This is a genomic window from Marinobacterium marisflavi (assembly GCF_982447095.1).
In genome coordinates this window covers 1,197,250-1,212,475 of sequence record NZ_OZ457898.1, presented here as the reverse complement: position 1 = coordinate 1,212,475, position 15,226 = coordinate 1,197,250, and the positions used below count along the sequence as shown (strand labels likewise).

14 protein-coding genes are annotated in these 15,226 nt (G+C 53.6%); 3 read left to right on the top strand and 11 right to left on the bottom strand.

The window, feature by feature from the left end:
• Positions 1-4: 4 nt before the first annotated feature.
• From pheT to AC1WNR_RS05955, 8 genes are all read right to left on the bottom strand, one after another.
• The gene (gene pheT, locus AC1WNR_RS05990) at positions 5-2,383 is read right to left on the bottom strand and encodes a phenylalanine--tRNA ligase subunit beta (RefSeq protein ID WP_481643612.1); all 2,379 of its coding nucleotides are present in this window, start codon (positions 2,381-2,383) and stop codon (positions 5-7) included.
• 19 nt (positions 2,384-2,402) lie between these two features.
• A complete protein-coding gene (gene pheS / locus AC1WNR_RS05985) occupies positions 2,403-3,386 on the bottom strand; it encodes a phenylalanine--tRNA ligase subunit alpha (RefSeq protein WP_481643611.1) in 984 nt (327 codons plus the stop codon).
• A gap of 127 nt (positions 3,387-3,513) precedes the next feature.
• Positions 3,514-3,870 carry a 50S ribosomal protein L20 gene (rplT, locus tag AC1WNR_RS05980; protein ID WP_481643610.1) on the bottom strand — a complete coding sequence of 119 codons (357 nt, stop codon included), beginning with the start codon at positions 3,868-3,870 and terminating at the stop codon, positions 3,514-3,516.
• A gap of 35 nt (positions 3,871-3,905) precedes the next feature.
• Positions 3,906-4,100, bottom strand: coding sequence for a 50S ribosomal protein L35 (gene rpmI, locus AC1WNR_RS05975; protein WP_169450407.1), 195 nt, complete (start codon positions 4,098-4,100; stop codon positions 3,906-3,908).
• 95 nt (positions 4,101-4,195) lie between these two features.
• Positions 4,196-4,687, bottom strand: a complete 492-nt coding sequence (gene infC, locus AC1WNR_RS05970; RefSeq protein WP_481645366.1) for a translation initiation factor IF-3 — start codon at positions 4,685-4,687, stop codon at positions 4,196-4,198.
• 67 nt (positions 4,688-4,754) lie between these two features.
• The gene (thrS, locus tag AC1WNR_RS05965; RefSeq protein ID WP_481643609.1) at positions 4,755-6,671 is read right to left on the bottom strand and encodes a threonine--tRNA ligase; all 1,917 of its coding nucleotides are present in this window, start codon (positions 6,669-6,671) and stop codon (positions 4,755-4,757) included.
• Between the two features lie 335 nt (positions 6,672-7,006).
• Positions 7,007-7,306, bottom strand: coding sequence for a Dabb family protein (locus tag AC1WNR_RS05960; protein ID WP_481643608.1), 300 nt, complete (start codon positions 7,304-7,306; stop codon positions 7,007-7,009).
• Between the two features lies 1 nt (position 7,307).
• On the bottom strand, positions 7,308-8,582 hold the full coding sequence (locus AC1WNR_RS05955; protein WP_481643607.1) for a flavin-dependent oxidoreductase: 1,275 nt from the start codon (positions 8,580-8,582) through the stop codon (positions 7,308-7,310).
• 253 nt (positions 8,583-8,835) lie between these two features.
• Between AC1WNR_RS05955 and AC1WNR_RS05950 the strand changes: the two genes are divergently transcribed.
• Genes AC1WNR_RS05950 through pfkA form a run of 3 tightly spaced genes read left to right on the top strand, consistent with a single transcriptional unit; the run spans position 8,836 to position 12,122 of the window.
• Entirely contained in the window at positions 8,836-10,404 is a 1,569-nt protein-coding gene (locus tag AC1WNR_RS05950; protein ID WP_481643606.1) for an ATP-binding protein, read from the top strand.
• Complete coding sequence (locus tag AC1WNR_RS05945) at positions 10,397-11,110, top strand: response regulator (RefSeq protein WP_481643605.1); 714 nt, start codon at positions 10,397-10,399, stop codon at positions 11,108-11,110. Before AC1WNR_RS05950 ends, AC1WNR_RS05945 begins: the two co-directional genes overlap by 8 nt.
• A gap of 1 nt (position 11,111) precedes the next feature.
• A complete protein-coding gene (gene pfkA, locus AC1WNR_RS05940) occupies positions 11,112-12,122 on the top strand; it encodes a 6-phosphofructokinase (protein ID WP_481643604.1) in 1,011 nt (336 codons plus the stop codon).
• 90 nt (positions 12,123-12,212) lie between these two features.
• On the opposite strand, the gene hpaD is transcribed toward pfkA, so the two are convergent.
• The 3 genes from hpaD to hpaE all read right to left on the bottom strand — a co-directional run bounded on the left by hpaD (position 12,213) and on the right by hpaE (position 15,203).
• Complete coding sequence (hpaD, locus tag AC1WNR_RS05935; RefSeq protein ID WP_481643603.1) at positions 12,213-13,136, bottom strand: 3,4-dihydroxyphenylacetate 2,3-dioxygenase; 924 nt, start codon at positions 13,134-13,136, stop codon at positions 12,213-12,215.
• Between the two features lie 89 nt (positions 13,137-13,225).
• The gene (gene hpaR, locus AC1WNR_RS05930; protein ID WP_481643602.1) at positions 13,226-13,654 is read right to left on the bottom strand and encodes a homoprotocatechuate degradation operon regulator HpaR; all 429 of its coding nucleotides are present in this window, start codon (positions 13,652-13,654) and stop codon (positions 13,226-13,228) included.
• A gap of 16 nt (positions 13,655-13,670) precedes the next feature.
• A complete protein-coding gene (gene hpaE / locus AC1WNR_RS05925; protein WP_481643601.1) occupies positions 13,671-15,203 on the bottom strand; it encodes a 5-carboxymethyl-2-hydroxymuconate semialdehyde dehydrogenase in 1,533 nt (510 codons plus the stop codon).
• Positions 15,204-15,226 lie beyond the last annotated feature (23 nt).

Here is a 15,226-nt window from a genome sequence, read left to right as displayed (position 1 = left end):
TCGCTTAGTCTCGGAGTACGGCACCGAGGTCGTTGGTTAAACACTCAACAACCGCAGCAACCGATGCGTTGATCTCTTCTTCATTAAGAGTGCGCGATGGGTGCTGCCACGTCAAGCCGAGAGCCAAACTTTTTCGTCCTGCTTCAATACCTTGGCCAGTATATACGTCAAACAGGATGACATCTTTAAGGAACTCTCCGCCCTTCTCTTTAGCGATCTGACGTACCGCGTCAAAGCCGACCTGCTGGTCGATCACCATCGCGAGGTCACGACGTGACTCTGGGAATTTTGACAACGAGCTGAAGCGCGGCAGTGTGCCTTCCAGCAGCTCAGCTAGCTCAAGCTCGAACAGGTAAACGGGGCCATTAAGGTCCAACTGCTTCTGCAGCGATGGGTGCATTGCACCGATCCAGCCGACAGTTTTGCCGTTGCGTTCGATACGTGCTGACTGCCCCGGATGCAAAGCAACGTGCTTATCGGCAACTAGGGCGTACGACTCAGCATCACCAGCCATCTCTAGCAGCGACTCCAGATCACCTTTGATATCGAAGAAGTCGACCTTATCGCTCTTACCCATCCAGCTCTCGGGCTGACGGTTACCGGTAATGATGCCGGCTAGAGAGTTTGCCTGTGACAGTTCACCCCCCTCTTCAACGAAGCGCTGACCGATCTCAAATAGACGCACGCGGCTCTGTTGACGCGCCTGATTGTAAGCAACAGCTTTGCTCAAACCCGCCCACAGAGTAGTACGCATTACAGCCATCTCAGCCGAGATTGGGTTAGCCAGTGCAACTGCATCATGCTGATCATCAAAGAGTTTCGCCAGACCCGATTCAATGAATGAGTAGGTGATCGCTTCCTGATAGCCACGCGCAACCAGATGACGACGCACCTGCCCCACACCAACCTGCGACTCTTTGATGCTCGGCAGAGGTAGCTCTGCACGCGGCGTTTTAGATGGCAGTTTGTTGTAGCCGTAAACGCGAGCGATCTCTTCAATCAGATCCTCTTCGATGCTGATATCGAAGCGGTAGCTAGGAACCGCAATGGTCCATACACCGCTCTGCATCGCAGAGAGCTGCATACCGAGGCGAGTGAGGATCTCTTCAATCTCAGCCGCTGGAATCTCCAGAGCCAACAGTGAGGTAACGCGCTCATGACGCAGGCTTACTGTGACTGATTCAGGCAGATCGGCTTTAGATTCAGCCTCAACCACGGGGCCCGCTTCACCACCCACGATATCCAGCAGTAGCGCGGTTGCACGTTCTGTTGCACGCGCCTGCAACTGCCAGTCGACACCGCGCTCGTAGCGATGCGAAGCGTCAGTGTGCATGCCGTAGTTACGTGCGCGACCCGCAATAGCGATAGGATCAAAGTAAGCACACTCCAGCATGATATCGGTGGTCTCTTCAGAGACCTCTGAGTTGCCACCACCCATGATGCCCGCCATCGCTACCGCCTTGTTGTGGTCAGCGATTACCAGCGTATCCGCATTGAGTTTAACTTCGGAGCCATCCAGCAGTTTCAGGGGTTCTCCCTGCTCTGCCATACGTACACGAATACCACCCTCAAGCTTATTCAGATCGAAAGCGTGCATCGGCTGGCCCAGCTCAAGCAGCACGTAGTTAGTGACGTCTACGACAGGATCGATAGAGCGTACGCCTGAGCGCTCCAAGCGCTCAACCATCCAGCGCGGGGTTTCAGTGTTGATATTGATGTTACGGATGATACGGCCCAGGTAACGAGGGCACGCAGCCGGTGCTTGCAGCTCGATACTGATCTGATCGTCGATAGACGCTGCCACTGGCGAGCAGTCGATCTCTGCCACGGGTACTTTGTTTAGTACTCCGACTTCACGCGCCATACCTACCATGCCAAGACAGTCGCCGCGGTTAGGGGTCAGGTCAACATCGATGATCATGTCATTGAGGTTGAGGTACTCGCGCACATCCTGCCCTACCGGTGCATTGGCAGACAGCTCCATGATGCCGTCGTGATCATCCGAGAGACCCAACTCATCTTCAGCACAGAGCATACCCATAGACTCTACACCACGCAGTTTGGCTTTCTTGATCTTGAAGTCACCGGGCAGCGTTGCACCGACCATCGCAAAGGCGGTTTTGATTCCAGCACGGGCGTTGGGGGCACCACACACCACCTGGAAAGTCTCTGTACCGTTGCTTACCTGACAAACGCGCAGCTTGTCAGCATCTGGGTGCTGTTCAGCCGAGAGAATCTCGCCGACCACAACACCGCTAAAATCACTTGCGACCGATTCGACATCATCGACCTCAAGGCCCGCAAGGCTCAACTGATCTGCCAGTGCCTGAGCATCAAGCTCGGGCTGCACCAGTTCACGTAACCACTGTTCACTAAATTTCATAAGTTCCTACTCCCGGCGCTTAGTTGAACTGGCCGAGGAAGCGCAGATCATTTTCGAAGAAGAGACGCAGATCATCGACGCCATAACGCAGCATCGCAAAGCGCTCTACACCCATACCGAAAGCAAAACCGGTGTACTCTTCAGGATCGATACCCGACATCTTCAGCACCTTGGGGTGCACCATGCCGCAACCGAGAACCTCCAACCACTTGCCATCACCACGGTCAATATCGACCTCAATTGACGGCTCAGTGAATGGGAAATATGACGGACGGAAGCGAACTTTCACCTCCTCCTCAAAGAACTCCTTCAAGAACTGCTCTAGCGTACCCTTAAGGTCTGCAAAGCTGATGCCCTTATCGATAATCAGACCCTCTACCTGGTGGAACATCGGTGAGTGCGTCTGGTCGTAGTCGCAACGATAGACGCGACCCGGACAGATAATACGGATAGGTGGTTTCTGCGCTTCCATCGTACGCACCTGCACCGGCGAGGTGTGGGTACGCAGTAGACGATGTGCGTCGAAGTAGAAGGTGTCGTGCATCGCACGCGCTGGGTGGTGCGATGGAATGTTGAGTGCTTCGAAGTTGTGGTAGTCATCTTCGATCTCAGGACCCTCTTCCACAGAGTAGCCAATACGGCTAAAGAAGGCTTCGATACGCTCCATCACTTTGGTTACTGGATGCAGACCACCCACCTCAGCCTGACGGCCTGGCAGGGTTACATCAACAGTCTCGGCTGCCAACTTGGCTTCCAGTGCAGCATTCTCGAGCTCTGCTTTGCGAGCGTTAAGAACCTCAGAGACCGCCTCTTTGGCCTCGTTGATACGTGCACCGGCCGCTGGGCGCTCTTCATTGGATAGCTTACCCAAGCCTTTCAACAGCTGGGTAAGGTGCCCCTTCTTACCCAGATATTGAACACGTACTTCATCAAGCGTTTTTACATCAGTCGCTGCCAATGCAGCGGCTTTTCCTTCCGCCATTAGGGCGTCAAGATTTTCCATTTGTGGCTCCACTTTGGGTTGGAGAGTTATTCAAAAGTGCCTGAAACAAAAATAGGGGAAGAGCATGCACCCTTCCCCTATCTGAGTCGATCAATTAACCGCATCCAAAGGATGAGGCTAAGTGGTCTTAGGCCAGTGCTGCTTTGGCTTTCTCAACAACAGCGCTAAACGCTGCCTGCTGATGAACGGCCAGATCAGCCAGTACTTTACGGTCGATCTCTACGTTAGCCTTTTTCAGACCAGAGATCAGACGGCTGTATGACAGACCGTTGATGCGAGCTGCGGCGTTGATACGCGCAATCCACAGAGCACGGAATTGACGCTTACGCTGACGACGGTCGCGGTAAGCGTACTGACCTGCTTTGATGACAGCCTGTTTGGCAACTCGGAATACACGGCTACGAGCGCCGTAGTAACCTTTAGCCTGTTTCAATACTTTCTTATGACGTGCACGAGCTTGTACACCACGTTTTACGCGAGGCATATTTAGTCCTTCCTATTCGCTTAATTCGTAACCAATTAGATGTAAGGTAGCATGCGCTTGATCAGAGCCTGATCAGCTGCGTGTACCTGAAGCATTGGGCGAAGCTGACGCTTACGCTTAGTGGTCTTCTTGGTCAAAATGTGGCTTTTGAAGGCCTGCTTGTGCTTGAAGCCATTAGCAGTTCTTTTGAAACGTTTGGCCGCACCGCGGACAGATTTAATCTTTGGCATTTCACTACTCCACGCATTCGTTAGTTATCAATCGGAACGTACAAAACCCGCACTGTCACCCGAGGATGCCAAGGCGGGTTTGGAAGAGATTCCGACTACTTTTTCTTTGGAGCTAGAACCATCACCATTTGACGACCCTCAAGCTTCGGACGCTGCTCAACTGTACCCAGTTCAGCAAGATCCTCCTCAACTCGATTCAGCAGCTCCATTCCGAGCTCCTGGTGAGCCATCTCACGTCCGCGGAAGCGGATAGTGATCTTGGTTTTATCTCCACCTTCTAGGAAACGTATCAGGTTGCGTAGTTTTACCTGATAATCCCCCTCTTCAGTCCCTGGACGGAACTTAATCTCTTTAACCTGCATCTGAGTCTGTTTCTTCTTCGCCTCAGAGGCACGTTTTTTCTGCTCATACAGGTGCTTGCCGTAGTCCATAACCTTACAGACTATTGGATCAGCGTCTGAGATCTGTACCAGATCCAGCTCCGATTCCTGTGCAATGCGAAGTGCCTCTGGCATAGAGACTACTCCGACCTGTTGACCGTCAGCGCCGATTAGGCGGCACTCACGCGCTTTAATATTTTCGTTAATTGGCGGCAGGTTTGCACGACCGCCACGACGATTATCACGTCTGATAGCACTATCTCCTAGTGATTAATTATTCGCTGCGCCCTTTGCGCGCCACTTCGTTAGTGATCAATTCAGCAAAGGCGTCAACGCTCAGAGTTCCTAGATCTTCGCCGGTACGCGTGCGCACTGCGACAGCGTCTGCCTCGACTTCTTTGTCACCGACAACGAGGAGGTATGGAATCTTCTGAATTGTTCGCTCGCGGATTTTAAAGCCGATCTTCTCGTTTCTCAAGTCCGCAACCACACGAATACCCGCTTTTTCAAGGCGTTTCTTCACATTTTGTACATGTTCGGCCTGATTATCGGTGATATTCATCACTGCAACCTGTACTGGCGCCAGCCAAGCAGGCAGTGCTCCAGCGTAGTGCTCAATCAAAATGCCGATAAATCGTTCGAACGATCCAAGGATAGCACGGTGCAGCATAACTGGCGTTTCGCGCTCACCTTTTTCGTTCACAAACTGTGCATCTAGACGGCCTGGCATCGAGAAGTCGACCTGAATCGTGCCGCACTGCCAGACACGCCCAAGGCAGTCACGTAGCGAGAACTCAATCTTCGGACCGTAGAACGCACCTTCCCCAGGTAACTCTTCCCAATCCAAACCGGCTGCATCCAGCGCGTCAGCCAGTGCTTTCTCAGCCTTATCCCAAACCTCATCTGAACCTACACGCTGTTCTGGGCGCGTAGAGAGTTTGTAGATAATGTCGCTGAAACCAAAATCAGCATAGACCTCATGCAGGAAGTCGATGAACTCAGCCACTTCTGGCTGGATCGAATCTTCAGCACAGAAGGTGTGGCCATCGTCCTGAACAAAGCCACGTACACGCATAATGCCGTGCAGTGCACCGCTCGGTTCATTACGGTGACACGAGCCAAACTCAGCCATGCGCAGCGGCAGGTCGCGGTATGAGCGCAGACCCTGGTTGAACACCTGAATGTGACACGGGCAGTTCATCGGCTTAACAGCAAAGTCACGGCTCTCAGAGTGAGTGGTAAACATCTGCTCTTGGAACTTGTCCCAGTGACCCGATTTTTCCCACAGGGTACGTTCAACAACCTGAGGTGTTTTGATCTCTTGGTAACCGCGCGCGCGCTGCTGGTTACGCATGTACTGCTCAACCGCCTGCCAGAGTGTCCAGCCATTTGGATGCCAGAACACCATACCTGGCGCCTCTTCCTGCAGGTGGAACAGATTCAACTGCTTGCCCAGTTTACGGTGGTCACGCTTCTCCGCCTCTTCGAGACGATGCAGGTAGGCTTTTAGCTCTTTCTTGTCACCCCAGGCAGTACCGTATACACGCGTCAGCTGCTCATTCTTAACGTCACCGCGCCAGTATGCACCAGCAACTTTCATAAGTTTAAACGCTTTAATGTGACCGGTAGAGGGTACGTGCGGACCACGACAGAGGTCGATAAAGTCGCCCTGTTTGTAGAACGACAACGGCTCTTCACCCGGGATCGAGTCGATAATCTCGACCTTGTACTTCTCACCCATCTGCTCAAACAGCTTGATCGCATCTGGACGCTCCATCACCGAGCGCTCCACCGGTAGATTCTGTTTTGAGAGCTCATTCATGCGCGTCTCAATCTTCTCAAGATCTTCTGGCGTGAATGGACGTTCGTAAGCGAAATCGTAGTAGAAGCCGTCTTCAATAACCGGACCGATAGTTACCTGCGCGCCCGGGAACAGCTCCTGCACAGCCATCGCCATCAGGTGAGCACAGGAGTGGCGAATAACGTCAACGCCCTCTTCGTCGCGGGCTGTAATGAGCGCGAGGTTAGCGTCTTCGCTAATCAGAAACGAGGTATCAACCAGTTCGCCATCGACGCGGCCAGCCAATGCAGCTTTCGCCAAACCAGGACCGATATCCATAGCAACATCAAAAACAGTAACAGGATTGGCAAATTCGCGCTTGCTTGAATCAGGGAGGGTAATAACAGGCATTACAGAGTCCTAAATCTCAGTGGTGACCCCTACGACAGGCCACATAAGTTTTGCTACTGGTACCACCTGCGCAGGCAGATGCCAGAAGCCCTAAAAATTGAAGCCGCAGATTATACCCACCTAGGCACATAGATGGTAGATCATTGAGCCCAAGTCACTTGCAGATGCTCTGTCTCTTCAGCACCATGCCTCAATAAACATATGGATATCTGCTTCCTGGGGTCCAGTTCAAAGCGATAACCTTGCGCTCACCTTCACCATAGGTTTCAACATTTACTTTGTAATTCTCGAGGGTGCTGCTAGACCTCTTCTGTTCTCGTGTAGAATTTTACGGATTAGGCGAGGAGCTGTTCAAAGTCGATCACACCCACATCGGCAACATATGGGGCGTTAAATTTGATGACCGCCTGATGATCTGGATGCTGCTGGTAGCGCACTAACGCATCAACATCAGCCACTACCAGTTTAATCAGCAAGCTCCACGAGCGTGCCTCACCCACAATATCTACGCCGATCTCAATCTGCTCAATCTCTGCAATCGACTGTTTCAGTGCCAACATGCGTCGACAGAATTCATCGCGGTGTTCGGCTGGCGTATCAGCGACATATTTGATGGTAATGAAGTGTTGTAACATCTCAGGCACAGGCCTCTTCTGGGATAATAGACGGCGCGCTATTGAGTGCTTCCATAGCGAAACCCGCTGCAGCCTTGTAGTTGTGCATGAACTCATCCATCTCTTGCTGGCTCATCACATCGCGAATATCGGTAAACTCACCACCACAGCGGTCCTCTACCTCACGCAGCAAGCCAAAAGGCCCCGAGCCACGATTACGCAGGACCAGTGCCGAGATCGGCTCGCACAATTTTTTGTCATACGCGTTAGTCGCTGCAGTGCCAACACCGTGCTCAATAAACGCAGCACCCAGCTCGCGGGCATCAACAATTGCCTGACTGGCACCGTTTGAACCCACTGGGTACATCACGTGCGCAGCGTCACCCATCAACACGACTCGGCCGTCAATCCATGTTGGCACAGGGTCTCGGTCTATCATCGGGTATTCGTAGATATCGCCTGCCTGCTCGAGCATCGCTGGCACGTCGAGCCAGTCAAAGCTCCAGTCAGCAAAGTGGTGCGCAAAATCACTGAGTTCAACCTTACGGTTCCAGTCCCCACTAGGAAGGCCATCCTTGGTATCAACGGTGATCTCTGCGATCCAGTTCATCATGCAGTAGCCCTCAGCATCGGGCTGAGAGATGGGATATAGAACTAGGCGGTGGTCGTGATGGCCTAGCCCCACAAAGGAGGCATCGGTGCGCAGCGGTTTAGCGCGAGTGACTCCACGCCACATAATTGCGCCGCTCCAGTGTGGCACCGGTTGGTCCGGGTACATCTGAGCACGGACATTTGAGTGCAGACCATCGGCGCCAACTAAAAGCGCGCCCTCGAACTCGCGAGTAGAGCCGTCTTTGGCCTGCGCGACTACACGCACGCCCTCAGCTTCATTGGTGTAACTGGCCACTTTGTAGCCGAGGATCAGAGAGTCAGCACCACCGCGCTCGATAAAGGTGTCATGCAGAAGCATCTGCAACTGACCCCGATGCACCGAATACTGCGGCCAGTTGTAACCCGCAAGAATACCACGGGTCTCTGAGTAGATTTCGCGGCCATTACGACCAACCAAGGCCCACTCTTGCGTCTTGACACCTACCTTATCAAGCTGCTCCTCACCGATACCCATTTCGTACAGCTCGCGCACTGCGTTTGGCTGCAGGTTTATACCCACGCCCAGAGGCTTGAGCTCAGACACTGATTCCAATACAACACAGGGGATGTTGAGCTGCTGGAGTGTTAGCGCGAGAGCTAAACCACCGATACCAGCACCAGCGATAATGATCGGTTTTTCGTCCATGGGTACTTCTCTTTATTTTTCTGTTCTCGATAGCGAGAAAAAGCGTCTATCAATTAAAAATCTAACGCGCGAAAAGTATCACAAGACCAGGTCGATCGGCTATCAACGGGGTATACAACCTAAGTGCTAGCAGCAGCGGCTCCCGGTTTTTTATACCCTTCACTGAGTAGATCTGGCATCATTTAACCAAAATAAAAACAGCCAGTTCATAACGCATATGCGCACCGCTCGACTTAAAATTAGCACTCGATTGATGATCGCTTTGAGCCTGTTAATTCTTCTACAGGCCGTGATCCTCGGTGTATTCACACTCCGATACCTCGGCGACTCGCTCGAGGAACAGATGGGGCAACGGGCTCTGCAGCTCGCCTCTATGATCTCTCAGACCCCCTCGATACGTGATGCCGTTGCTCGTGGCGATAGCCCGACCGTTCAGAGTATTGTGGCCGATCTGCGACTTGCAACCGATGCCAGCTTTATCTCCATTGGCGATGCGGCCGGTATTCGTCTCGTACACCCGGTACCTGAACGAATTGGCAAACCGATGGTGGGAGGCGACAACTACCGCGCGCTCGAACTGGGTGAGAGTTACATCTCTAAAGCGGTCGGCAGCCTCGGCGAATCAATCCGCGGCAAAACACCGGTATTTGATGATCTCGGCAAAGTGGTCGGCGTAGTATCTGTAGGCTACCTGACAACCACGATCGAACAGACGGTCTCCAACTACCAAGAGACGATCATCATAGTGACCTGGGTACTCTTGGCGCTGTCGATTCTGATCGCCTACTACATTGGTCGGCGGTTCCGTGCGGCGATTTTTGATCTAGAGCCTCACGAGATCGCCGCCCTCTTCCTTGAGCGTAACGCCACACTCGAGTCGGTGCGCGAGGGTATTATTGCGATTAATGCCGACGGTAAGATCACCACCTTTAACCGTGCCGCACTCAAGGCGCTCAATCTCCCCGAAGATCAGATCCTTACAGGACAACCTCTGAACCAGGTTCTACCCGAATCACGCCTACCGGCGATGCTCGAAACCGGCTCACCGGAGTATGACCGCGAGACGTTCATCAATGGCCGCACGCTGATCATCAACCGCCTACCGATCATGCGTGGCGACGACTTAGTCGGCGTTGTGGCTAGCTTCCGGCCTAAGGATGAACTGGCGGAGGTTAGCCGCCAGCTGACGCGTATACGTCAGTATGCTGATGCACTTCGCTCCCAAGCCCATGAGTATGCCAATAAGCTTCACACGATAGCGGGCCTAATCTCGATTGATGCGAAAGATGAGGCGCTTGAGTTGATCGGTCAGGAGACTGCGGGCCATCAAGCACTGCTGAGCTGGATTAAAGATTCAGTCGACGATCATCTGTTCGCTGGTCTCCTGCTGGGCAAATACAACCGCGCCAGCGAGCTCGGCTTACGTCTCGACATTGATGAGGACTCCAACCTCTCCAAGCTGCCAAAACACATTGACTCTCAGCAACTTGTGACGCTGGTCGGTAATCTTATCGATAATGCGCTTGAGGCAACGCTGGGTAATAATGGTGAGCAGGTTAGTCTCTCGTTTACTGATCTGGGCGAGGAGATCGTCATCGAAGTCGAGGACCAAGGCCCGGGTATCGACAACGAACAACGCGAAGCTATTTTCCGTCAAGGCTACTCCACCAAAGGGGAGAACCGCGGCATTGGGCTACACCTGGTTAGCGAGATCTGTAGACAGCTCAATGCCAATATCACTGTTGAGACGCTGACGACGCAGGGAAGCCGTTTTACGCTCTACATACCGCGCAGCACTGCAGCTAGGAGCAAGGATGTCTAAAAATTGTCGAATACTGATCGCCGAAGACGATCCGCAGATCGCTGAGATACAACGTCGTTTTGTCGAACGGATAGACGGTTTCGAGGTGGTGGGTATCAGCCACACTACGCGTGACGCAAACGAGATGCTTGAGGTACTCCAGCCTGATCTGGTGCTGCTGGATATCCACTTCCCCGATGGCAGCGGTTTAGCGCTACTGCGCCAGCTGCGTCAGGGGGACTCCCCCTGCGACGTCATCATGGTTACCGCCGCTAAAGAGACCGAGTCTCTGTCTGAGGCGCTGCGACTGGGCGTATTCGACTACGTTTTGAAACCGCTCGTATTTGACCGTTTGCAACAGTCACTGCTGCAGTACTCTGAGCACCGCTCTACCATGCAGTCGACAGGCCCTGAACTATCACAAGATATGGTGGACCAGCTCTTACCGCGCAACCGCAACCAAAACGGCACCGCGGCGCCGGCGGGGACAGCGCCCACAAGAAACCTTCCCAAAGGTATCGACCCCCTGACGCTGGAGAAGATTGGCTCGGTATTCTCAGATCCAGTTACCAGCCTCAGTGCTGAGCAGGTGGGCGAACAGATTGGTTCCAGCCGCACCACGGCACGTCGTTATCTGGAATATCTGGTTGGCGAGCAGGAGCTGAGCGCCGATATCAACTACGGTACAGTAGGACGACCCGAACGTTTCTATCGCAAGCGAGCTTGAGATGTACCTAATTCCCGATCTAAAACAGATTGAGTCCTATAAGTCGATCGCAGTGCTAACGAGCGGTGGCGATTCACCCGGAATGAACGCTGCTATTCGTGCGATTGTGCGAACCGCCAACCACTTCAATATCGAAGTGACTGGTATTCAGCGAGGCTATTCTGGCCTGCTTGAGCGCGCCTACATGCCACTAAACGCTGAGAACGTTTGCAACCTCATTCAACGTGGCGGAACGACGCTGATGAGCGCGCGTTGTCTGGAGTTCCATCAGCGCGAAACGCGAGAGCAGGCAGTTAACAACCTCCGTGAAGCCGGCATCGAAGCGCTAATCGTGATTGGCGGTGATGGTTCGCTCACCGGTGCGCGCCTGATGGAGAAAGAGTTCGGTTTTCCGGTCATTTGCCTGCCAGGTACCATCGATAATGATATCTATGGCACCGAAGTCTGTATCGGTTTCGATACCGCTTTGAACACGGCCGTGACGGCAGTTGACCGTATTCGCGACTGCGCCAACTCAAACGAGTATTTTCACATTGTTGAGTGTATGGGGCGCAACTCTGGCGCTTTGGCCGTACATACTGGCATTGCCACTAGTGCTGAGTTAATCCTGATACCCGAAGCTCCCTGGGATATGGAGGAGGTGTGTCATCGCCTCTACCAACTGCGCAAGTCAGACCGTGCCACTAGCGGCATCATCGTTGTGGCAGAAGGCGGTAACACCGGGGTGTCGTACGAGATTCAACACCAACTCAGCGAGCTTGGTGTTGACTCTTTAGTTACGATTTTGGGGCACATTCAACGCGGCGGCACACCCTCCCCTAACGATCGGTTGTTGGCATCAGCGCTGGGTAATGCCGCCATACACTACCTAATGGCGGGCTACTCGAATGTGATGGTTGGGGTTGCACGCGGCCGTACAATCACCTCGGACCTTGCCGACGTAATCAGCCACCGGCAGTCCTTAAATGATTCGACGTTGAAACTGGTTTCGGAGCTGAAGCCCTGGTTTTAACCGAAAGCGGTCGCGACCTCGGCTGCGCCGAGATCCCTCCTTCACAAGAATCTGTACGAGCGATCTGCGCGCAGCGCAGGTTCGCGATATTTACAGCCGTCCGGTCGGCTCAGTCGCGGCACCATCCACAGCCATTGGCGCGGGCACCTGATCACCGCTAACCCGCGTCACCGGGAAGATCGCGTTGATCTGGCCGGTACCCGAAGCGCCGAAGTAAGGCGTCACCACCTCCGCCGGCTGATCGTACTCGCTCCACCCCAGCGCCCCAAGCAGCATCGCCGTGTCGTGCATCAAGCCCTCACCATGCCCTTTCACGGCATACTCAGGCAGCATCTCACAGAACTCTGGCCACTGGGCGTTCTCCCACATATCCACAACCATATGGTCGAGATTTTCTAAGAATGGGCTCCAGATTTTGTGCGCAAACTCAGGCGCACGGCCATTCTGCGCAAAGCGGTGTGACAGAGAGCCACTCGCCAGAATTGCTACAGTACCGTCATAGTGCTCCTCAATCGCTTTACGCAGCGCCCAACCCAGGCGCGCGCTGTCGTTGAGGTAGTGCACCATGCAGAGCGCCGAGATCGAAACCACTTTGAAGTGCTGGTCCTCGTTCATATAGCGCATGGGTACTAGCGCGCCGTACTCTGGTGCCAGAGAGGTTTTATCATGCGCCAACGTATCAACACCCTGCAGATTGCACTCTTTAGCGATGATATGACCAAGCTCCGGGTTACCCGGGAAATCATACTCCATGTGATTAATGAAGTGCGGCAGCTCGTTACTGGTGTAGTCGCCTTTAAAGTGATCTGTACAGAGCACATGGTACCCAGCGTTAACCAGCCAGTGAGTATCAAATACCACTATCGTATCCACACCCAGTTCGCGACAGCGACGACCGATCTCTTTGTGACCATCAATGGCTGCTTTGCGCGTATCCTTACGCGGCCCCGGGAACTCCGATAGATACATCGAAGGTACGTGCGTAATCTTTGCTGCGAGGGCTAGTTTTCCCATGATTTACTCACTCATTTTTCTGTTCATGCCGTCCAGCTTAAACCTCTGGAGCAGCACAAGTGTTGCTCTGTCTCAAACGCTCGTTGAATCTACTGATCAGGTTTGAGCTGCAGAATTTTGTCGAGCAGCTGATCCAGCTTTTTCATATCACTGGCGCTTAATTGTTTGGTGAGATGGCGGTAGCGCTCGTCTACTAGCGGCGCCACCTCAGCAAACATCTGCTGCGCTTTATCGGTCAGAGAGATCAGCACAACTCGCTGGTCCTCTGTCGATTTACGGCGTGATATCAGCTCCTGCTGCTCCAGACGACTCAGTATCCCAGTCAGACTTGGGCTGAGAATGGCGCAGCGTTTCGCCAGCTCCTTGGCCTCCGAGTCCGGGTACTGACGCAGCGCACGGATCACCCGCCACTGTTGCTCCGTCAACGCCACCTGCTGCAGCACTGGCCGAAAGTAACTCATGGTTACTTCGCGGGCCTTTAGTAGCTTCAGCGGTAGCGAATCGTCAAAATCACGCATAGCGTCTATTTACCTTTTACTTACCGAGAGTCGGAACGCGGTGTGTGCCGTGGGCGACACAGACGTTCTTGGTCTCCATGTAGAAGTCGAAGCTCCAGTCACCACCGTCGCGACCAATGCCCGACATCTTCATGCCGCCAAATGGCGATGGCAGGTTGCGGTTGTTCTCGGAGTTAACCCAGAGCATACCCGCCTTAACCTTGCGCCCCATGCGCATCGCACGGCCGGTGTTCTCCGTCCAGATGTAGCCTGCCAGACCGTAGATGGTGTCGTTGGCGATTGCGATCGCCTCCTCTTCATTCTCGAAGCCAATAGCAGTCAGTACGGGGCCAAAGATCTCCTCCTGCGCTATACGCATAGAGTTACTTGCCTCAGTGAAGAGCGTTGGGCAGACATAGTTACCATCAGCAGAGTATTCGCCGGTCGGCTCAGTGATGCGGTAGCCGCCTACAGCTGTCTTAGCGCCATCCTCTTTAGCGATATCGAAGTAGCTGATCACCTTATTGAAGTGTTCGGTAGCAACCAGTGGGCCCACTTCGGTGTTTGGATCCAGTGAGTGACCCACGCGCAGATTAGCCACGCGCGCTTCCAGCGCGGCAATGAACTTCTCTTTGATTCCGTTCTGAATCAGCAGACGGCTTGAAGAGGTACAACGCTGACCATTCAGGCTATAAAGCATGAAGACAACAGCATCCAGTGCGCGCTCGAAGTCCGCATCATCAAATACGATAACTGGGTTTTTACCACCGAGCTCAAAGTGCATGCGCTTAAGCGTTGCTGCACCCTGGCGCATGATGTGTGAACCAGTGGCGGACTCACCCACCAGTGCGACCGCTTTGATCGCGGGGTGCTCAGTCAGACGCTTACCAACGCTCTCACCGAAGCCGTTCACCATATTCCATACACCTGCAGGGAGAACCTTCTCGGCAATCTCAGCCAGAATGTAAGCACTCAGCGGTGTCAGTTCTGCCGGTTTGTGCACCACTGTACAGCCTGCTGCCAGCGCTGGAGCAATCTTCCAGGTCGAGAGCATAAACGGCGTATTCCAAGGCGTGATGATGCCCACAGGACCAATCGGCTCTCGGATGGTGTAGTTAGTGTGCTCCGCCTGATGCAGCGCCAACCCGTTCTGCGCTTCAGCTGCTTTATCGGCAAAGAAGCGGAAGTTAGCCGCGCCGCGCACAGCCGCCTGCTTCATAAAGCGAATTGGCTGACCACAGTCCATCGACTCTACTAAGGCGATCTCGTCTGCACGGCGCTCCAGTTCATCAGCAAATTTGTGCAGTAGAGCACGACGCTGTGCTCCGGGCATATCCGCCCAGGCTTCAGCGGCGCTCTCGGCAGCTTCACAGGCAGCATCAACATCGGCCACTGAACCAGCAATCACCTGACCCAGGCTGGTGTTGTCTGTCGGCGTCAGGTTGTCATAGGCTGTGCCATCTTGACCCAGCGTAAACTGACCATTGATAAAGTGGCCAATTGGGTTTGCTTTGAAGCGCTCCAAATAGCCGGTAGCACGCTCAAGGTTAGTCTGTAGTGTATCGCTCATATTCAACTCCTTAGCTGAGGTAC